The following is a 19318-nucleotide window of genomic DNA, read 5'->3' as shown; positions in this document are numbered from 1 at the left end:
GATCCATTCTGGGGCAGCGCGCGATGTCGCAATGGATTCCGGCCTTCGCCGGAATGACGATTAGGGCAATGACGGTTTGGGTTACGCCGCCTTGGCCGTAGCCGTCCGCAAGACGTCGAGGTAACCGGGCGCCCGCGTGATCGCACCCCGTTCCACCATCAGCCGGTGCATCTTCGGCAGCTTGTGATAGGCGACCGAGGGCATCAGGTGGTGTTCCAGGTGATAGTTCACATTGATCGGCGCCACCGTCAGGCGGGCTAGCACGCCGGCCCGTGTCGTGCGGGTGTTGCGCAGCGGGTGGTCGGACATTTCCGTGCAGGCATGTTCGGCGATCGAGCGCACCCGGATGAACAGGCTGTAGGTGGTCAGGTAGGCCGCGATCCAGGCCAGGTACAGCCAGGCATGGCCGGTGGCCGCCAGCACCCCGAACAGGGCGAGGTTGGTCAGCACCATGCCGTACATGTTGCGCGCACCTTCACGGGCATAGTCGGTCCAGCGGCGGCCGTCGCGCGGGCGGTACTTGGCCCCGCCCGAGACGGTGTAGGTAATCACCCCGATATCCATCAGGATCAGGCCGTAGACCCGCTTGATGCCGGTCTGGCCGGTCAGGTCGCGGGTGAATTTGCGCCGCAGTGAGGCGCGGGTGGTGGGGAAGGGCAGCACCAGGCTCAGGTCCGGATCCAGCGCGTCGCCGGTGTGGGAATGGTGCTGGACGTGATGCTTGCGGTAGCGTTCGACATCGGACCAGACCGGGGCGGCGCACAGCCAGCGGCCGACGATATCGTTGAGGCGCCGGGTCTTGAACAGGCTGTAGTGGGCGGCCTCGTGCATCAGGATCGACAGCGCCAGTTGCCGCCCGCCCAGCACGATCAGGGCCAGCAGGAAGGTCGCCGGGTTGGGCCACCACGCCAGCGCCGCGAAGGCCAGGGCAACGATGCCCCAGGTCGAGGCGACCGCCCACCAGCCGGCCAGGTCCGACTTGGCGGCGAAGCCGCGCACCTCCTCAGGGGTGAAGACATCGGTCAGCTTGAAACGGGCGGTGGTCATGTCGCTCTTCCGGTCGATCTAGTGGGCCAGGGGGACTGGCAGGGGTTGGGGGGCGGCCGGCGTCATGTCGCGCGAGGCGAAGAAGCGCTGCCAGATGGCGCGGCCGGCCTGCTCGAACTGGCGCACGGCGGCGACGAAGCCATGGCGCTCATCCACGTCAACCAAGGGCTCGGGCAGCAGCGGGTCGAACACCACCTGGCGGATCGCCCGGCTGCCCAGCAGGAACGCCTCGCGTGCCGCCACGTCCGGCTCCAGCTCGCCGGCAGCGTCGAGCCAGCGTTTCAGGTGCTGGCGGGTCTGCCGGTAGGAGGCGGTCAGGGCCTGGCCATCCCACAATGCGCGGGCGCGTCCCTCGCGCGCGGCGTCGAACTCATTGGCCAGGAAGATATTGGCCGCCGGCTCCAGGCCCAGGACATGCAGGCGCTTTCGGATCGCCTCGATCCCGCCGGCCAGGCTGTCCGGGCGAATGTGCAGGCCGCGCTCCAGCTCCTCGAAGCCCAGCATGTGGAAGGCCCTCGTGCGGGCCCGCAGGGCGACCCGGTCGCTGCGCCCCAGGGCGGCGCAATGCACGGCGATATAGCCGCCCGCCCAGGGCCGCACGCGGGCCTCGGCCTCGCGCCAGGTGGCGACATCGCCGGCCAGTTCCACCGCCTGTTCGCCTAGCCGGTAGGAGCCGCGCCCCGCGCCCTCGATCAGCCCGGCCGACGACAGCCGCACCAGGGCGACGCGCACATTGCTCTGCGCGATATCGAACAGGGAACAGGCCTGGATCGCGTCCTGCGCCGACAAGGGGGCGCCGCGGGCGGCCAGCAGCAGCTCCAGAATCAGATTTTTCGGTTTCGGCGGCGCAGACACATTACGACCTTGAGCATTTCCGGTATTCTATATGTAATGATACATCATAAAACATAAGTTGCCGTCAAGTGTAATGAACGGTGACGGAGGGAGCGTCGCGTGGAAACCTTGAACACCATGACCTATGAGCGCACCGGCCGGGTGGCGCGGATCACCCTGAACCGGCCGGCGCGGGGCAACGGCATCACCCTGGAGCTGCCGCGCGAACTCGCCGCCTGCGTCGAGCGGGCGAACCTGGATCCCGAGGTTCACGTCATCGCCCTGTCGGGCAACGGCAGCGGCTTTTGCGGCGGCTACGACCTGGTCGAAAGCGCCGAGACCATGCTGGATCCCGCGCGGCTGAGCACGGTGCCCACCGGCTCCCCTATCGATCCCCTGGTCACCATGGAAAACCACCGCCCGGACGGGGTGTGGGACCCCATGGTCGACTACGCCATGATGAGCCGGAACGTCCGCGGCTTCATGAGCCTGTTCCACAGCGACAAGCCGACCTTATGCAAGGTCCACGGCTTCTGCGTCGCCGGCGGCACCGACATGGCGCTGTGCTCCGACCTACTGGTGATCGCCGACGATGCCAAGATCGGCTACCCGCCGGCCCGCGTCTGGGGCTCGCCCACCACCTCGGTCTGGGCCTACCGGATCGGCATCGAGAAGGCCAAGCGCCTGCTCTTCACCGGCGACTGCCTGTCGGGCAAGGAGGCCAGGGAATGGGGCCTGGCGATCGAATCCGCGCCGCCCGACAAGCTGGACGAACGCTTCGAGATCCTGGTCGCGCGGGTGGCGCGCATGCCCGTCAACCAGCTCATGATGATGAAGCTGCTGGTCAACCAGACCATCACCGGCCAGGGCCTGGCCGGCACCCAGGTGCTGGGCACGGTGTTCGATGGCATCACCCGCCACACCAAGGAAGGCTATGCCTTCCAGCAGCGGGCGGCGGAGGCGGGGTTCCGCCAGGCGGTACGCGAGCGCGACGAGCCCTTCGGCGATTTCGGCCTGTCGTCCTTCAAGGGGTGAAGCCATGCGCAATATCAACAGCTACAAGGACCTGGCGGGCGACATCGCCGGCCGCTACCGCGCCACCCCGACCGAGGGATTGGGCGGACTCGATCCGCTGCAGGTCGACGCCGACTTCGCCCATCTGAAGGCCGAAGGCTATGTCATCCTCCGCGGCCTGCTCGATGCCGAGGCCCTGGACCGGATCCGCGCCGCGGTCGATCCGCTGCTGCGCCTGACCGGCCGCAACAATTTCGAGGGGATGAAGACCCAGCGCCTCTACGACGTGCTGTCCAAGACCATGGCCCTGAACGGCCTGATCGAGCATCCCCGCGTGCTGGCCCTGATGGACCGGATGCTGGCACCCAACTACCTGCTGTCGCAGACGCAAGCGATCAACATCCTGCCTGGCGAGGCGGCACAGATGCTGCACACCGACGACAGTTTCTATCTGGCACCGCGCCCCCGCCCGCCGCTGGGCATGGCGACGATCTGGGCGATCGACGAATTCACGGCCGACAACGGCGCCACCGTCGTCATCCCGCGCAGCCACCTATGGGGCGACGACCGCGAGCCGCGGCGTGAAGACACGATCCCCTGCGTGATGCCGGCGGGTTCCGTCGTCCTGTTCATGGGCACCCTGTGGCATGGCGGCGGCGCCAATGCGACGGACAAGCCGCGCTTGGCGGTGACCAGCCAGTATTGCCAGCCGTGGCTGCGCCAGCAGGAAAACTACACCCTGGGGGTCTCCAGGGAGGTGGCCGGCAGTTGCCGGAAAACATCCTGCGCATGATCGGCTACAGCATCCACCCGCCCTTCATCGGCATGGTCAACGGCATGCACCCCAAACGGTTACTGGAATAGGGACGCGGGAATGGGGCAAATTAATTTCGTCTTTCCGATCATCGGATCTTGACCAAACGGTCAGGTTTTGATCAGCTTCGACAAACGGGGAAATTCAGGAACGGTACGGGGCGAGGTTTTCCACGCAGTGGAGGGGTGACCATGGCAGGGACCAGCGGGGTGCAGGGCGCATGTCCCAAGAGCACCAACCACGGCGACATCTTCCCCGACCTGCACCGGCCCTTGAGCGCCCATGAGGCGATCGTCGACGCCGAACGCTGCTACTTCTGCTACGACGCGCCCTGTGCCACGGCCTGTCCCACCTCGATCGACATCCCGCTGTTCATCCGCCAGATCTCGACCGGCAACGACCTGGGCGCCGCCCAGACCATCCTGTCCCAGAACATCATGGGCGCCATGTGCGCCCGGGTCTGCCCCACCGAACAATTGTGCGAGGAGGCCTGTGTCCGTAACAGCCCGGCCGAGGAACAGCCGGTGCGCATCGGCCTGCTCCAGCGCCACGCCACCGACCGCCTGTTCGCCGACGGCCGCCAGCTCTTCACCCAAGGCGCGCCGACGGGCCGGCGGGTCGCCGTGGTCGGCGCCGGGCCGGCGGGCCTGGCCTGCGCCCATGCCCTGGCGGTGATGGGCCATGTCGTGACCGTGTTCGAGGCGCGGGAGAAATCGGGCGGCCTCAACGAATACGGCATCGCCGCCTACAAGGCGCTCGACGCCATCGCCCAGCGGGAGGTCGACTATATCTTGGGCGTTGGCGGCATCGCGGTGGAACACGGCAAGCGCCTGGGCCGGGATATCACGCTCGACGAATTGCGCGGCGATTTCGACGCGGTGTTTTTAGGCGTGGGCCTGGGCGGCGTGAACGGCCTCGGGCTTCCCGGCGAAGACCTGGCCGGTGTCGTCGATGCCGTCGATTTCATCGCCCGCCTGCGCCAGGCCGACGACCTGGGTGCCCTCGAGGTCGGCCGCCATGTCGTGGTCATCGGCGGCGGCATGACCGCGATCGATGTCGCCGTCCAGGCCCGCCTGCTGGGGGCCGAAGACGTCACCATCGTCTACCGCCGGGGCCAGGGCGAGATGAAAGCCAGCCCCTATGAGCAGGAGGTGGCGCGCACCCGCGACGTCCGCATCAAATGCTGGGGCCGCCCCGCGCGCCTGTTGGGCGAGGGCGGCAAGGTGACCGGCGTCGAATTCGAATACACACGAGACGCGGGGGGCAGGCTGGCCGGCACCGGCGAGTTCTTCACCCTAGGCGCCGACCAGGTGTTCAAGGCCGTGGGCCAGGCCTTCCTGCGCGACGAGGCGGCAACCCTGGCCCTCGACAGCGGCCGCATCAAGGTCGACGCCACCCGCGCCACCTCGCTGCCCGGGGTCTTCGCCGGCGGCGACTGCATCGCCGGCGGCCAGGACCTGACCGTGGCGGCGGTCGAGGACGGCAAGGTGGCGGCCCGCGCCATCGACCAATATCTGCGCGCCTGAAGGGGAGATCACGCCATGGCCAGTCTCGTCTCCACCTTCGCCGGCATCAAGTCGCCCAACCCGTTCTGGCTCGCCTCGGCCCCGCCCACCGACAAGGCCTATAACGTCGTCCGCGCCTACAAGGACGGCTGGGGTGGCGTGGTCTGGAAAACCTTGGGCGAAGCCGGCCCGCCCGTGGTCAATGTGAACGGCCCGCGTTACGGTGCCATCCACGGGCCCGACCGCCGCGTGCTGGGCTTCAACAATATCGAGCTGATCACCGACCGCCCCCTGGAGGTGAACCTGCGCGAGATCAAGCAGGTGAAGCGCGACTGGCCCGACCGGGCCCTGGTCGTCTCCCTGATGGTGCCGTGCGAGGAGGAAAGCTGGAAAGCCATCCTCCGCGATGTCGAAGAGACCGAGGCCGACGGTGTCGAACTGAACTTCGGCTGTCCCCATGGCATGTCGGAACGTGGCATGGGCTCTGCCGTCGGCCAGGTGCCCGAATATGTCGAAATGGTCACCCGCTGGTGCAAGCAGCACAGCCGGATGCCGGTGATCGTGAAGCTGACCCCAATATCGCCGACATCCGCGGCCCGGCCCGCGCAGCCAGGCGCGGCGGGGCCGATGCGGTCTCGCTGATCAACACCATCAATTCGATCGTCGGCGTCGACCTCGACACCATGGTCGCGGTGCCGGCGACCGACGGCAAGGCAACCCACGGCGGCTATTGCGGCCCGGCGGTGAAGCCCATCGCCCTCAACATGGTGGCGGAGATCGCCCGCGATCCGCAAACCCGCGGCCTGCCGATCTCGGGCATCGGCGGCATCACCACCTGGCGCGACGCGGCCGAGTTCATGGCCCTGGGCTCGGGCAATGTCCAGGTCTGCACCGCCGCCATGGTCTACGGCTTCCGCATCGTCCAGGAAATGATCACCGGCCTGTCGGCCTGGATGGACGGCAAGGGTCACAGCAGCATCGATGATTTCGTCGCCGGCGCGGTGCCCAACCTGACCGACTGGCAGTACCTGAACCTGGATTATGCCGTGAAGGCGCGCATCGACCAGGACCAGTGCATCAAATGCGGCCGCTGCCACATCGCCTGCGAGGATACCTCGCACCAGGCGATCACGGCCATGGTCGATGGCCAGCGCCAGTTCCAGGTGATCGACGAGGAATGCGTGGGCTGCAACCTGTGCGTCAACGTCTGCCCGATCGAGGGCTGCATCACCCTGGAGCCGGTGATGGGCCTCGACGTCCGCACCGGGCGCCAGGCGGGCCTGAGCTACAGCAACTGGACCACGCACCCCAACAACCCCAATGCCAGGGCGGCGGAGTGACTTGTCTCCCCAACCGTCATTCCGGCGAAGGCCGGAATCCATTGAGACGTCGCGCGCTGCCCCGGAATGGATCCCGGCCTTCGCCGGGATGACGGTAGCGGGGCGCGAAACCTGTTGCCAGCAACCTGACCAGGCGGTCAACTTGACGCTGTTGGATTGAGGAGCGAAAGCATGGCCGACAATCGCAATCTCTCGATCAATGGCGACCGTCTGTGGGAAAGCCTGATGGAGATGGCCAAGATCGGCGCGACGCCCAAGGGCGGCGTCTGCCGCTTGGCCTTGACCGACCTCGACAAGCAGGGCCGCAACCTGTTCGTGGATTGGTGCCGCGCGGCCGGCTGTACCATCTCGGTCGATAAGATGGGCAACATCTTCGCCCGCCGCCCCGGCCGCAACAATGACCTGCCCCCGGTGATCACCGGCAGCCACCTGGACAGCCAGCCGACCGGCGGGCGCTTCGACGGCGTCTACGGTGTCCTCGCCGGCCTTGAAGTGGTGCGCAGCCTGAACGACCTGGGTTACGAGACCGAACACCCGGTCGAGGTCGCGGTGTGGACCAACGAGGAAGGCTCGCGCTTCGCCCCGGCCATGGTCGCCTCGGGTGTCTTCGCCGGCGTCTTCGATCTCGACTACGGCCTCTCCCGGGCCGATACGGAAGGCAAGACGATGGGCCAGGAACTGGCCCGCATCGGCTATGCCGGCGAGGCGCCGGTGGGCGGCCGCCCGGTCCATGCCTATTTCGAGGCCCATATCGAACAGGGCCCGATCCTGGAGGCCGAGGGCAAGACCATCGGCGTGGTCACCGACGCGCAGGGCCAGCGCTGGTACGAACTGACCATCACCGGCGTTGAATCCCACGCCGGCCCCACCCCCATGACCAGACGCAAGGATGCCCTGCTGGGGGCGGCGCGCATCGTCGACCTGGTGAACAAGGTGGGGCTGGCCAATGCCCCGCGCGCCTGCGCCACCGTGGGCATGATGCAGGTCTATCCCAATTCCAGGAACGTGATCCCCGGCAGGGTGTTCATGACCATCGACTTCCGCCACCCGGAAGACGCGGTGCTGGCCGGCATGGACCAGGCGATGCGCGAAGGCGTGGCCAGGATCTGCGGCGAAATCGGCCTGGATGTCCAAATCGAGCAGATTTTCTACTACAAGCCCGTGCATTTCGACGACGACTGCATCGAAGCGGTGCGCAAGGGCGTGGCCGAACATGGCTTCGCGGCGCGAGACATGGTGTCGGGGGCAGGGCATGATGCCTGCTATCTCGCCCGTGTGGCGCCGACGGCCATGATCTTCATCCCCTGTATCGATGGCATCAGTCACAACGAGATCGAGGACGCGACCCCCGAATGGGTCGCCGCCGGCGGCCAGGTGCTGCTGCGCGCCATCCTCGAGAAGGCGGGCCAGGCGAATTGAGTCTGCCGGGGCAGGGGGCGGCAATGGCGGGAATGGCCCTGAGAATGACGCAAACCCTGGCGCCAAGCCCCAAGGCGGTGGTGGATATCGAGGGGCTGTCGCTGACTTTTCAGACCAATGACGGCCCGGTCTATGCCCTGTCCAACGTCGATCTGCGTATCGCCCAGGGTGATTTCGTCTCCTTCATCGGGCCGTCGGGCTGCGGCAAAACCACCCTGCTGCGGGTCATCGCCGATCTCGAGAAGGCGACATCGGGCAAGATTTCGGTCAATGGCCTCAGCCCCCAGGAAGCCCGGCAGAAGCGGGCCTACGGCTATGTCTTCCAGGCCCCGGCGCTCTATCCGTGGCGCACCATCGAACGCAACGTGACCCTGCCGCTGGAGATCATGGGATTGCCGGCGGCCGAGCGGAAGGAGCGGGCCAGGCGCTATCTCGACCTGGTCAACTTGAGCGGCTTCGAGCGGAAATTTCCCTGGCAACTGTCAGGCGGCATGCAGCAGCGCGCCTCGATCGCCCGGGCCCTGTGCTTCGAGCCCGACCTGCTGCTGATGGACGAGCCGTTCGGCGCCCTGGACGAGATCGTCCGCGACCATCTGAACGAGCAATTGCTGGGCCTGTGGGACAAGACCGGCAAGACCGTGGTCTTCGTCACCCATTCGATCCCCGAGGCGGTGTTCCTGTCGACCCGCATCGTCGTCATGTCGCCGCGCCCGGGCCGCATCATCGACGTGATCGAGAGCCATTTCCCGCGCGGCCGCGGCCTCGACATCCGCGAGACGCCGGAGTTCCTGAAAATCGCCCACCGCGTTCGCGAAGGCCTGCGGGCCGGTCACGCCTACGAGGATTGAGCGCGATGGCGGCGGCGATCACGGCACCGGGACTGCGCGGCATTTCGGCCGGCGATGCCGTGCCGGTGGCGGTGGTTTCACTCGGCCTGCTGGTCCTGTGGTACGCCGCGGCGGTGTGGCTGAATGCCGACCTGCAGATCGATGCCTTCGCTCGCCAGGGGGCGGACTGGACCACCGGCGACCTGATCGCCGGCACCTGGGCCCAGGAACGCCCGCTGTTACCCGCCCCCCACCAGGTGGCGGCGGAGATGTGGGCGACCATCGTCGATACTGCCATCACGTCGAAGCGCAGCCTCGTCTATCACGGCTGGGTGACGCTCTCCTCGACCCTGCTGGGCTTTGCCGCCGGTACGCTGCTGGGCATCGTGCTGGCGGTAGGCATCGTCCATGTCCGGGCGCTGGAGAAAAGCCTGCTGCCCTGGATCATCGCCTCCCAGACCATCCCGATCCTGGCGATCGCGCCCATGGTCATCGTGGTGCTGGGCGCCGTGGGTCTCAAGGGCCTGATCCCCAAGGCGGTGATCTCGACCTATCTGTGCTTCTTTCCCGTGGTCATCGGCATGGTCAAGGGCCTGCGTGCGCCGGACCTTTTGCAGATGGACCTGATGCGTACCTACAACGCCTCGGGCGCGCAGACCTTTTTCAAGCTGCGCTGGCCCACCGCGCTGCCCTTCCTGTTTGCAAGCCTCAAGGTTGCCATCGCCATCAGCCTGGTGGGCGCCATCATCGCCGAACTGCCCACCGGCGCCCAGGCCGGCCTGGGTGCCCGCCTGCTGGCCGGTTCCTACTATGGCCAGACCATCCAGATCTGGTCCGCCCTGATCACCGCCGCCCTGCTGGCCGCCGCGCTGGTCGCGCTGATGAGCCTGATCGAGCGTGCGGTGCTGCGGGCCATGGGAGGGCGGCCATGAAGACCCTGCGGGCCGCTGTCGCCTTCCTGCTCTTCGCCCTGGCCGGGGCGATCGTGGCGCTGTTCAGCGTTCACACCGGGCCGGACGTCTGGCCCTTCAGTTCAGGCCTGTGGCTGTCGGTGCTGGTGCTCACCGTCATCGCCTGGCAGGGCCTGAGCACGCTCGCCGCCTTCCGCAGCCGCAATGCGCGTCACCAGCGCCTGGCCGACCTGGCGGTGCCCGCCATCTTCGGCCTGTGGCTGGTCTTCCTGTGGGAGGTGGTGACGGTGGGGGCCAATGTGCCCCAGGTCCTGTTGCCGTCGCCGGGCCTGATCGTGGCGCGGCTCTTCACCTCGGCCGATGTCCTGCTGGCCGATTTCCGGCAGACCTTCCTGCAGGCGGTCCTGGCCGGTTACGCCCTGGGCTGCCTGGGCGGCTTCCTGGTCGCCATCCTGGCCGACCGGGTGCCGTTCCTCAAGCGCGGCCTGTTGCCCCTGGGCAATCTCGCCAGCGCCCTGCCGATCGTGGGCGTCGCCCCGATCATGGTCATGTGGTTCGGCTTCGACTGGCCGTCCAAGGCGGCGGTGGTGGTCATCATGACCTTCTTCCCCATGCTGGTGAACACGGTCGCGGGCCTCGCCGCCGCCAGCGTGCAGGAGCGCGAATTGCTCGACACCTATGCCGCGTCCTATTGGCAGAGCCTGGTCAGCTTGCGCCTGCCCGCCGCCATGCCCTTCATCTTCAATGCGCTGAAGATCAACTCGACCCTGGCCCTGATCGGCGCCATCGTGGCGGAGTTCTTCGGCACGCCCATCGTCGGCATGGGCTTTCGCATCTCGACCGAGGTCGGGCGCATGAACCTCGACATGGTGTGGGCTGAAATCGTCCTCGCCGCCGTCGCCGGGTCCGCCTTCTACGGCCTGGTCGCGATGGCGGAGCGGCGGCTTACCTTCTGGCATCCATCCTATCGGCAACGGGGAGTTTAGGCATGAAACGGTTGATCGCGGGGGCGGCCATTCTGGCCATGGGGTTGACGGCGGGCGTGGCCCAGGCCGCCGACAAGGTGACCCTCCAGCTCAAGTGGGTGACCCAGGCGCAGTTCGCCGGCTATTACGTCGCCAAGGACAAGGGCCTGTACGAGGCCGCCGGCCTCGACGTCACCATCAATCCCGGCGGCCCGGACATTGCGCCGCCCCAGATCATCGCCGGCGGCGGCGCCGACGTGATCATCGACTGGATGCCCTCGGCGCTCGCCTCGCGCGAGAAGGGCGTGCCCCTGGTCAATATCGCCCAGCCGTTCAAACGCTCGGGCATGATGCTGACCTGTCGCAAGGAAACCGGCATCAAGACCCCGGCCGACTTCCCCGGCAAGACCCTGGGCGTCTGGTTCTACGGCAACGAATATCCGTTCCTGTCCTGGATGGCCAAGCTCGGCATCCCCACCACCGGTGGCCCCAAGGGCGTTACGGTCTTGAAGCAGGGCTTCAACGTCGATCCGTTGCTGCAGAAGCAGGCCGACTGCATCTCGACCATGACCTATAACGAGTACTGGCAGATCATCGAGGCCGGGGTGAAGCCCGAGGAGCTGATCGTCTTCAAATACGAGGACGAGGGCGTCGCGACCCTGGAAGACGGCCTCTATGTGCTCGAGAGCAAGCTCAAGGACCCGGCCTTCGTCGACACCATGGCCCGCTTCGTCAAGGCCAGCATGGCCGGCTGGGAATGGGCGCGCCAGCACCCGGCGGAGGCGGCCAAGATCGTCCTCGACAACGACGCGACCGGGGCCCAGACCGAAGGGCACCAGGTCACCATGATGGAGGAGATCAACAAGCTGACCGCGGGTTCCACCGGTGCCCTGGACCCGGCCGATTACGAGCGCACGGTGAAGACCCTGCTCTCGGGCGGTTCCGACCCGGTGATCACCAAGGCCCCGAAGGCGCCTGGAGCCACGCGGTGACGGACAAGATGTAAAACCTTTTGCGTCATCCCGGCGAAAGCCGGGATCTCGTGACCAGAAGGTACCGAGCATGTCACTACAAGATCCCGGATAGCCGCTGCGCGGTTTCCGGGATGACGAGGATGGGAGACCAGACCATGACGCTGTTGATCAAGGGCGGTACTGTCGTCAATGCCGACTTCACCCTGCGCGCCGACGTGCTGATCGACGGCGACAAGATCACCGCCGTCGGCCCTGACCTCGACGCGCCTACGGGGGCGGAGGTGCTGGACGCCGGCGGTGCCCTGGTCATGCCCGGCGGCATCGACCCCCACACCCACATGGAACTGCCCTTCATGGGCACGGTGGCGTCGGAGGATTTCTTTTCCGGCACCACGGCGGGGGCGGTGGGCGGCACCACCATGATCATCGATTTCGTCATCCCCAGCCCCAGGCAGGATGTGATGGAGGCCTATCACACCTGGCGCGGCTGGGCGCAGAAGGCCGCCACCGACTACAGCTTCCACGTCGCCATCACCTGGTGGGACGAGAGCGTCAAGGCGGCCATGGGCACGCTGACCCGCGACCATGGCGTCAACAGCTTCAAGCACTTCATGGCCTACAAGGGCGCCATTATGTGCGACGACGAGGTGCTGGTGAATTCCTTCACCCGCGCCCGCGACCTGGGCGCCATCTGCACCGTCCATGCCGAGAACGGCGAATTGGTCGCCCACCTGCAAAAGGAGCTCCTGGCCAAGGGCATCACCGGGCCGGAGGGACATCCCCAGTCCCGCCCCACGGCGGTGGAAGGCGAGGCGGCGGACCGGGCCATCCGCATCGCCCAGGTGCTGAACGTCCCGCTCTACATCGTGCACAATTCCTGCATCGAGTCGCTCCAGGCGATTACCCGCGCCCGCAACGACGGCCAGCGCGTGTTCGGCGAGGTGCTGGCCGGCCACCTGCTGGTCGATGACAGCGTCTATCGCCATCCAGACTGGGACGTGGCCGCGCACCACGTCATGAGCCCGCCCTTCCGCCCCAAGGCCAACCAGGAGGCGCTGTGGCGCGGCCTGCAGGCCGGCATGCTGCAAACCACGGCGACCGACCACTGCTGCTTCTGCACGCCGCAGAAGCGCATGGGCCACAACAATTTCACCCAGATCCCCAACGGCACCGGCGGGGTCGAGGACCGCATGCATGTGCTGTGGCATCACGGCGTCAACACCGGCCGCCTGACACCCAGCGAGTTCGTCGCCATCACCTCGGCCAATGCCGCCAAGATCTTCAACATCTACCCGCGCAAGGGCGTGGTGGCCGTGGGCGCCGATGCCGACGTGGTGATCTGGGACCCCGCGCGCCAGCGCACCATCTCCAAGAACACCCACCACCAGAACATCGACTACAACATCTTCGAAGGCATGACCGTCACCGGCGTGAACACCACGACGATCAGCCAAGGCCGGGTGGTCTACCACGACGGCGACATCCGCACGGTGCGCGGCGCCGGCCGCTATGTGAACCGGCCCACGTTCCCCTCCTATTTCGATGCGGTGAAGCGGGTGGCCGAGGTCAACGCGCCGTCAGCGGTCGATCGGATGGGGGTTTGAAGGGCACGCCCTATCCGTCATCCCGGCGCAGGCCGGGATCCATCGTGATCGAGATCGAGATCGCGGGCGAGCCTGCACCGATATGGCTCGCTTGCTCCCCCAATGGATCCCGGCCTGCGCCGGGATGACGTTTTGCGAGGAGTTGGCAGACTCACCCCCATCCGCCAAGATGTCCTGAGGGAACGCTGAGGGGAGCGCGATGGGCGCATTGCGGGGCTTCGTCCGCGGGGCGGAGCGGTTGAACGGTGCCGTCGGCAGCGTTCTGTCCTGGGCGACACTGGGCTGCGTCCTGATCTGCTTTTCCGTCGCTTTCCTGCGCTACTTCGCGGGCCTGGGCTATATCTGGCTGCAGGAACTCTATGTCTGGCTCCATGCCCTGGTGTTCCTGGTCGGCGCGGGCTTCACCTATCAGCTCGGCGGCCATGTCCGGGTCGACATCTTCTATCGCGGCGCCGGCCCGCGCGGCCGTGCCTGGCTCGACCTGTTCGGCGTCGTCGTCTTCCTGTTGCCCTGGCTCGCGGTGATCACCGGTGCCTCCTGGCGCTTCTTCGTCGCATCCTATGCCGTGGGCGAACACTCGCCCCAGCCGGGCGGCATGCCCGGCCTGTGGGTGCTCAAGGGCTCGCTCTTCGTCTTTTGCGTCCTGGTCGGCTTGCAGGGTCTGGTGGTCATCGCCCGCTCCCTGCTGGTGCTGAAAGGCGACCTCGCCTATGCCACCCGCCTGGAAGGCGAAGAGGTGGCGCCATGACCCCCATGAGATCGGCGAGGTTCTCGCCGTCCTCCTGTTCCTGTCGACCATCGGCGTGGTCATGCTGGGCTTTCCCGTGGCCTTCACGCTGGGCGGCACGGCGGTGCTGTTCGCCCTGCTGGGCGAGGCCTTCGGCGCCTTCAATTTCGACTTGTCGAGCCTGGCGGAGCGTTATTTCGGCACCATGACCAACGAGGTTCTGGTCGCCGTGCCCCTGTTCGTCTTCATGGGCGTGGTGCTGGAACGCTCCGGCGTGGCCGAGCAATTGCTGATCGCCATGGGCCGCCTGTTCGGGCGCCTGCGCGGCGGCCTGGGCGTTTCCGTGGTGATCGTCGGTGCGCTGCTGGCCGCCTCGACCGGCATCGTCGGCGCCACCGTGGTCACCATGGGCCTGCTCAGCCTGCCGGCCATGCTGCGTGCCGGCTACGATCCCAAGCTCGCCACCGGCGTCATCTGCGCGTCGGGCACCTTGGGCCAGATCATCCCGCCCTCGACGGTGCTGATCTTCATTGGCGACATCCTGCAAGGCGCCAATGCCACGGCCCAGATGGCCAAGGGCAACTACGCGCCCGATCCCGTCTCGGTCGGGCAGTTGTTCGCCGGCGCCTTGATCCCCGGTGTCATGCTCGCCGTGCTCTACCTGCTCTGGGTGCTGTTCAAAGCCTGGATCAGCCCCAAGTCGGCACCGGCGCTCGAGCCTGACATGCTGGCCTCGACCAGCGGCCGTGGCGTGGTGCTGGAGGCATTGATCGCGCTGGTCGCGCCGATCCTGCTGATCCTGGCGGTGCTGGGCTCGATCATGGCCTCGATCGCCACGCCGACCGAATCCGCCTCGGTCGGGGCCGTCGGCGCGATGATCCTGGCGCGGGTCAACGGCACCTTCGATTTCGCCCGGCTGCGCGCGGTGATGCGCTCGACCCTGACCATCTCGTCCATGGTCTTCGTCGTGCTGATGGGCGCCTCGGCCTTCAGCCTGGTGTTCCGGGGCCTGGGCGGCGACACGCTGGTCGAACAGGTCCTGGGCGATCTGCCGGGCGGCGCCTTCGGGGCGATCTTCGCCGTGATGCTGGTGATGTTCATCTTGGGCTTCTTCATCGACACCTTCGAGATCATCTTCATCGTGGTGCCGATCGCCGGCCCGGTCCTGCTGGGCTTCGACATCAGCCCGGTGTGGCTGGGCGTGCTGATGGGCGTGAACCTGCAGACCTCGTTCCTGACCCCGCCCTTCGGCTTTGCCCTGTTCTACCTGCGCGGCATCGCACCGGCCTCGGTGCGGACCTCGGATATCTACCGCGGCATCGTGCCCTTCGTGGCGATCCAGGTGGTGGCCATGGGCGTGGTCTGGGCCATGCCGGCGCTGGCCACCTGGCTGCCCGCCCAGGTCTTCGCCGCCCGCACGCTGGACGCCGACGGCAACGCCCGCCCGGCCATGTCGAGCGAGGACGCCCTGAAGGGCTTCATGAACGATTTCGATGGCGACCCCGCCGATGCGGGGCAGTGAGGCTGTCCATCCCCCCGTCATTCCGGCGAAGGCCGGAATCCATGGATGAGGCGCGCGGGTCCTGGGTGGTGTATTCCCGACGGCTATCCCGCGCTCCATGGGAATGGATTCCGGCCTTCGCCGGAATGACGAAATTGGTTACTCGACATATTTGTACGCCAGTGCCCGGGCGTTGGTCATCGCCTGCTCGCCGATGCGGGTATAGGCGCTCAGCGGTGCCCGATACTTCAGGTAGGATTCGAAGATCTTCTTGCCCACGGCATCGGCCTTGTCGCGTTCCTCGGCCAGCAACTCGCCCGAGGCATTGCCCAGCGCCACCATCAGCTCGTTGGGCACGCGGCTGACCTTGGTGCCCTTGGCGATCAGGTTCGCCAGGGCCTCGCCGTTGCGTAAGCTGTATTCGGCCCACTGGTCGTCATAGGCGGCCTGGGCGGCAGCAGCGACGATCGCCTGGAGATCCTTGGGCAATTCCTCGTACAGCTTCTTGTTGATCAGCAGTTCGAGCGCCGCGCTCGGCTCCTGGAAGCCCGGGCCGTAGTAATATTCGGCGACCTGGTTGAGGCCCAGGGCCTGGTCGTTGTAGGGCCCGACCCATTCGGCGGCATCGACCGTGCCGTTCTGCAAGGCCTGGAAGATCTCGCCGCCCGGCAGGCCGACGACGGTTGCCCCCAGGCGTTTCACCACCTCGCCGCCCAGGCCCGGCATGCGCACCTTCAGGCCCTTGTAGTCGTCGGCGGTCTTCAGTTCCTTGCGGTACCAGCCCAGCATCTGGGTGCCGGTATTGCCGGCCAGGAACGGCTTCAGGCCGAAGCCGGCGTAGAGCTCGTCCCACAGGGCCTGGCCGCCGCCGTAATTGACCCAGCCCGACATCTCGTTGGCGGTCAGGCCGAAGGGCACGGCGGTGAAGAAGGGCGCCTGCCGGTGCTTGCCGATGTGATAGTAGGATGCGTCATGGCCCATTTCGGCCTTGCCCTCGGCCACCGCCGAGAAGCATTCCAGCGCCGGCACGATCTCGCCCGCGGCATAGACCTTTACCGTCAGGCGTCCACCCGACATGTCGGTGATGCGCTGGGCCAGGCGCTCGGCCCCGGTGCCGACCCCGGGCAGGCCCTTGGGCCACGAGGTCACCATCTTCCATTCGCGCTTGTCCTGCGCGATGGCAGGGCTCGGGAAACTGGACGCGACGCCGGCCGCGGCCGCAGCCCCCCCAGGGCGGCCGTCTTCAGGAAGCGGCGGCGCTTCACGTCCATGCGAACCTTCATCTCACTATTTCCCCGTTGCAGGCGATCAGTCCGTCGCCTTGATCTCCAGCGGCCTCCAGCCATCCGGGCCCAGGCCCTCCAGCGGCTGATAGCGCGCCTTATAGACCATTTTGCGGCAGCCCTCGATCCAGTAGCCGAGATAGACGTAAGGCAGGCCCAGTTGCCTGGCCCGCTCGATCTGGCCCAGCACCATCATGCTGCCCAGGGAACGGCCGGCATCGTCGGGGTTGAAGAAACTGTAGACCAGGGACAGGCCATCGCCCAGCCGATCCACCAGGCAGGCGCCGTAAAGTCTGCCCGCGCCGTTGCGATATTCGGCGATGTGGGTGTCGATCGGGCTGTCCTCGATCATCGCCGCGTAATCCAGGGCGTCCATCTCGACCATGCCGCCGCCGGGGTGGCGGGCCTCGAGATAGTGGCGCAACAGGCCGAATTGTTCCTCGGTGGCGAAGGGCGGCGCCTGGCTCAGGGTCAGGTCGATGTTGCGGGCGATGATCTTGCGCATGCTGCGCGTCGGCTGGAAGCGGTCGACCGGAACCCGCACGGACACGCAGGCCTGGCAACCCTCGCACGCGGGCTTGTAGGCGATGCCCTGGCTGCGGCGAAAGCCGGCATGGGTCAGGGCATCGTTGAGGGCAATCGGGTCGTCACCGGTCAGACGCGTGAAGACCTTGCGTTCCAGGCGGCCGGGCAAATAGGGGCAGGGCGCCGGAACGGTCACGAAGAAGTACGGAAAACGAACCGTCGAATGCTCGGTCAAGGAAAGTCGATCTTTCTTCTGGTCTGACCGCATGATTCCACGTCCCTTTGGTGGTCCAAGTCAATGCACACTGTGAGGCTCAGGTGGGATTGGCGATCACGATCATGAATTGCTCGCCCCCCTGCGGCTCCCAGCCCTCGCCGAGCTGGTCGGCCAGGAAGCCGATGCAGGTATTGGCCTGATACTGGTGATCGGCGCGAATTTCCTCGCTCATATCCTCGGCAAACAGGCCGCGGACCCAGACCTGAAGCTCGGTCTCGCCGTTCTTCATGCCGATCGCCCATTCGATTCCCGGCTGGCTGGGGCCATCGTCGACATGGAAATGGGCATGGAAGGCGTCGGTCACGCGAAACATCCAGCCGTCATCGGACATGGCAGTTCTCCGGCGGTCGCGCTTGACGGGACGGGGGTGCCCCGGCGAGCTTGAGCCCATGACAGGATATGAGCCCTCGTATTACGCCGCCACCGCAAACCCAAGTCCCGATCGCCCCGCGCTGATGGGCCGGGCCTCTGCCGATGTCGCCATTGTTGGTGCCGGCTATACCGGCCTCTCGGCCGCCTTGGAACTGGCCGAGCGCGGCTACCGCGTGATCGTGCTCGAGGCGGAAAAAGTCGGCTGGGGCGCCTCGGGGCGCAACGGCGGCCAGATGCTGAACGGGCTGAACCCCGGCATGGGCACGGTCGAGAAGCTGGCAGGGGAGAGCGCCGCCAGGGCCCTGTGGCAGATGACGGTCGAGGCGACCGATATCGTCCGGGCTCGCATCCAGCGCCACGGCATTTCCTGCGATTGGGAAGAAGGCTACGTCCACGCCGCGACCAAGCCCAGCCACTTGGCGGCCATGGTGGAAGACAACGCCATAATGGCGGCCAGGTACGGCTATGGCGCGTCCCGGGTGCTCGACCGCGCCGAGCTGGCCCGCCATGTGCGATCCGACCGGTTCCATGGCGGCACCTTCGACCCTCAGTGTGGCCACCTGCATCCCCTGAATTATGCCCTGGGCCTGGCCGCCGCCGCGGAAGCGGCGGGGGTGGTGATCCACGAGCACAGCCGGGCGACCGCCATCGTCGACGGGCCGCGCCCGCTGCTGCGCACCGCGACGGGCGAGGTCGACTGCGCCCATCTGATCCTGGCCGCCAATGCCTATGTGGGCGGGCTCGCGCCCAAGGTGGCCGACACTATCATGCCGGTGGCGACCTTCATCATCGCGACCGAGCCGCTGGGCCTCGAGGCCGCCGCCGCGCTGCTGCCGTCCAATGCCTGCATCTCGGATTCGAATTTCGTGCTCGACTATTTCCGCCGCTCGGCCGATCACCGCATCCTGTTCGGCGGCGGTGCCGCCTATTCCGGCCGGCCGGCACCCAACCAGCCGGCCTTGATGCGCCGCCGTCTGGCCAAGACCTTTCCCAGCTTGGCCGAGGTGAAGATCGAGCATTTCTGGGGTGGCCTGGTCGACATCACCATGAACCGCCTGCCCGATTTCGGGCGCCTGGCGCCCAATGTCTATTACGCCCAGGGCTTCTCGGGCCATGGCATCGCGCTGACCAACCTGGCGGGCAAGCTGCTGGGCGAGGCGATCGCCGGCCAGGCCGAGCGCTTCGACGTCTTCGCGAAGCTGCCGCACGCACCCTTCCCGGGGGTAAGTACCTGCGCACCCCGATGCTGGTCGCCGCCATGCTGTGGTTCAGGCTGCGGGACCTGCTGTCGTAGCGCTGCGTCGGCGCTGTGCGTCCTTCGAGACGGGCGCTTCGCACCCTCCTCAGGATGAGGAAAATCTTTGTGGCATAAAGACTCT

Annotated in this window: 17 protein-coding genes and 1 pseudogene; 13 read left to right on the top strand and 5 right to left on the bottom strand. The window is 66.8% G+C overall.

Annotated features, from left to right (window positions below):
- Nucleotides 1–81: 81 nt before the first annotated feature.
- Entirely contained in the window at nt 82–1047 is a 966-nt protein-coding gene (locus tag D3874_RS15490; protein WP_119778881.1) for a fatty acid desaturase family protein, read from the bottom strand.
- Nucleotides 1048–1065: 18 nt separating this feature from the next.
- The gene (locus D3874_RS15485) at nt 1066–1902 is read right to left on the bottom strand and encodes a PaaX family transcriptional regulator C-terminal domain-containing protein (protein WP_119778880.1); all 837 of its coding nucleotides are present in this window, start codon (nt 1900–1902) and stop codon (nt 1066–1068) included.
- Nucleotides 1903–2001: 99 nt separating this feature from the next.
- On the opposite strand from D3874_RS15485, the gene D3874_RS15480 reads away from it, so the two are divergent.
- From D3874_RS15480 to D3874_RS15420, 12 genes and pseudogenes are all read left to right on the top strand, one after another.
- Nucleotides 2002–2916 carry a crotonase/enoyl-CoA hydratase family protein gene (locus D3874_RS15480; RefSeq protein ID WP_119778879.1) on the top strand — a complete coding sequence of 305 codons (915 nt, stop codon included), beginning with the start codon at nt 2002–2004 and terminating at the stop codon, nt 2914–2916.
- Nucleotides 2917–2920: 4 nt separating this feature from the next.
- Nucleotides 2921–3688, top strand: coding sequence for a phytanoyl-CoA dioxygenase family protein (locus tag D3874_RS15475; protein ID WP_199699080.1), 768 nt, complete (start codon nt 2921–2923; stop codon nt 3686–3688).
- A gap of 212 nt (nt 3689–3900) precedes the next feature.
- Nucleotides 3901–5235 (top strand): NAD(P)-dependent oxidoreductase, encoded by a 1335-nt coding sequence (locus tag D3874_RS15470; RefSeq protein ID WP_119778878.1) that lies wholly within the window; start codon nt 3901–3903, stop codon nt 5233–5235.
- Nucleotides 5236–5250: 15 nt separating this feature from the next.
- A pseudogene (gene preA / locus D3874_RS15465) lies at nt 5251–6554 on the top strand (NAD-dependent dihydropyrimidine dehydrogenase subunit PreA).
- Between the two features lie 171 nt (nt 6555–6725).
- Nucleotides 6726–7973: a Zn-dependent hydrolase gene (locus tag D3874_RS15460; RefSeq protein ID WP_119778877.1), complete on the top strand. Its 1248-nt coding sequence runs from the start codon at nt 6726–6728 to the stop codon at nt 7971–7973.
- Between the two features lie 44 nt (nt 7974–8017).
- Nucleotides 8018–8821 (top strand): ABC transporter ATP-binding protein, encoded by an 804-nt coding sequence (locus tag D3874_RS15455; RefSeq protein WP_199699079.1) that lies wholly within the window; start codon nt 8018–8020, stop codon nt 8819–8821.
- Between the two features lie 5 nt (nt 8822–8826).
- Nucleotides 8827–9732, top strand: coding sequence for an ABC transporter permease (locus D3874_RS15450; RefSeq protein WP_119778875.1), 906 nt, complete (start codon nt 8827–8829; stop codon nt 9730–9732).
- Nucleotides 9729–10697 carry an ABC transporter permease gene (locus D3874_RS15445; RefSeq protein WP_119778874.1) on the top strand — a complete coding sequence of 323 codons (969 nt, stop codon included), beginning with the start codon at nt 9729–9731 and terminating at the stop codon, nt 10695–10697. Before D3874_RS15450 ends, D3874_RS15445 begins: the two co-directional genes overlap by 4 nt.
- Before the next feature lie 2 nt (nt 10698–10699).
- Nucleotides 10700–11668, top strand: a complete 969-nt coding sequence (locus D3874_RS15440) for an ABC transporter substrate-binding protein (RefSeq protein WP_119778873.1) — start codon at nt 10700–10702, stop codon at nt 11666–11668.
- 137 nt (nt 11669–11805) lie between these two features.
- Entirely contained in the window at nt 11806–13254 is a 1449-nt protein-coding gene (gene hydA / locus D3874_RS15435; RefSeq protein ID WP_119778872.1) for a dihydropyrimidinase, read from the top strand.
- A 199-nt stretch (nt 13255–13453) separates the two neighbouring features.
- Nucleotides 13454–14002, top strand: a complete 549-nt coding sequence (locus D3874_RS15425; protein ID WP_199699078.1) for a TRAP transporter small permease subunit — start codon at nt 13454–13456, stop codon at nt 14000–14002.
- Nucleotides 13965–15503 (top strand): TRAP transporter large permease, encoded by a 1539-nt coding sequence (locus D3874_RS15420; RefSeq protein WP_119778869.1) that lies wholly within the window; start codon nt 13965–13967, stop codon nt 15501–15503. Before D3874_RS15425 ends, D3874_RS15420 begins: the two co-directional genes overlap by 38 nt.
- Nucleotides 15504–15641: 138 nt before the next feature.
- Here D3874_RS15420 and D3874_RS15415 read toward each other — a convergent pair whose 3' ends face one another.
- From D3874_RS15415 to D3874_RS15405, 3 genes are all read right to left on the bottom strand, one after another.
- Nucleotides 15642–16634 carry a TRAP transporter substrate-binding protein gene (locus D3874_RS15415; RefSeq protein WP_233559963.1) on the bottom strand — a complete coding sequence of 331 codons (993 nt, stop codon included), beginning with the start codon at nt 16632–16634 and terminating at the stop codon, nt 15642–15644.
- A gap of 156 nt (nt 16635–16790) precedes the next feature.
- On the bottom strand, nt 16791–17525 hold the full coding sequence (locus D3874_RS15410; protein ID WP_233559962.1) for an arginyltransferase: 735 nt from the start codon (nt 17523–17525) through the stop codon (nt 16791–16793).
- Between the two features lie 79 nt (nt 17526–17604).
- A complete protein-coding gene (locus D3874_RS15405; RefSeq protein ID WP_147385685.1) occupies nt 17605–17898 on the bottom strand; it encodes a hypothetical protein in 294 nt (97 codons plus the stop codon).
- Nucleotides 17899–17956: 58 nt separating this feature from the next.
- Here D3874_RS15405 and D3874_RS15400 point away from each other — a divergent pair, with 58 nt between their 5' ends.
- Entirely contained in the window at nt 17957–19291 is a 1335-nt protein-coding gene (locus D3874_RS15400) for an NAD(P)/FAD-dependent oxidoreductase (RefSeq protein WP_233559961.1), read from the top strand.
- Nucleotides 19292–19318: the final 27 nt, after the last annotated feature.

The organism is Oleomonas cavernae (assembly GCF_003590945.1).
GTDB lineage: Bacteria > Pseudomonadota > Alphaproteobacteria > Zavarziniales > Zavarziniaceae > Zavarzinia > Zavarzinia cavernae.
The sequence above is the reverse complement of the archived record's forward strand: the minus strand, read 5'-3'. Positions and strand labels throughout refer to the sequence as shown.

Coding starts and splice junctions, on each gene's coding strand:
- D3874_RS15490 (WP_119778881.1), bottom strand. CDS start 1,047: ATGACCACCGCCCGTTTCAAGCTGACCGATGTCTTCACCCCTGAGGAG.
- D3874_RS15475 (WP_199699080.1), top strand. CDS start 2,921: ATGCGCAATATCAACAGCTACAAGGACCTGGCGGGCGACATCGCCGGC.
- D3874_RS15470 (WP_119778878.1), top strand. CDS start 3,901: ATGGCAGGGACCAGCGGGGTGCAGGGCGCATGTCCCAAGAGCACCAAC.
- D3874_RS15460 (WP_119778877.1), top strand. CDS start 6,726: ATGGCCGACAATCGCAATCTCTCGATCAATGGCGACCGTCTGTGGGAA.
- D3874_RS15455 (WP_199699079.1), top strand. CDS start 8,018: ATGACGCAAACCCTGGCGCCAAGCCCCAAGGCGGTGGTGGATATCGAG.
- D3874_RS15450 (WP_119778875.1), top strand. CDS start 8,827: ATGGCGGCGGCGATCACGGCACCGGGACTGCGCGGCATTTCGGCCGGC.
- D3874_RS15445 (WP_119778874.1), top strand. CDS start 9,729: ATGAAGACCCTGCGGGCCGCTGTCGCCTTCCTGCTCTTCGCCCTGGCC.
- D3874_RS15440 (WP_119778873.1), top strand. CDS start 10,700: ATGAAACGGTTGATCGCGGGGGCGGCCATTCTGGCCATGGGGTTGACG.
- hydA (WP_119778872.1), top strand. CDS start 11,806: ATGACGCTGTTGATCAAGGGCGGTACTGTCGTCAATGCCGACTTCACC.
- D3874_RS15425 (WP_199699078.1), top strand. CDS start 13,454: ATGGGCGCATTGCGGGGCTTCGTCCGCGGGGCGGAGCGGTTGAACGGT.
- D3874_RS15420 (WP_119778869.1), top strand. CDS start 13,965: ATGCCACCCGCCTGGAAGGCGAAGAGGTGGCGCCATGACCCCCATGAG.
- D3874_RS15415 (WP_233559963.1), bottom strand. CDS start 16,634: ATGGTGACCTCGTGGCCCAAGGGCCTGCCCGGGGTCGGCACCGGGGCC.
- D3874_RS15405 (WP_147385685.1), bottom strand. CDS start 17,898: ATGTCCGATGACGGCTGGATGTTTCGCGTGACCGACGCCTTCCATGCC.
- D3874_RS15400 (WP_233559961.1), top strand. CDS start 17,957: ATGACAGGATATGAGCCCTCGTATTACGCCGCCACCGCAAACCCAAGT.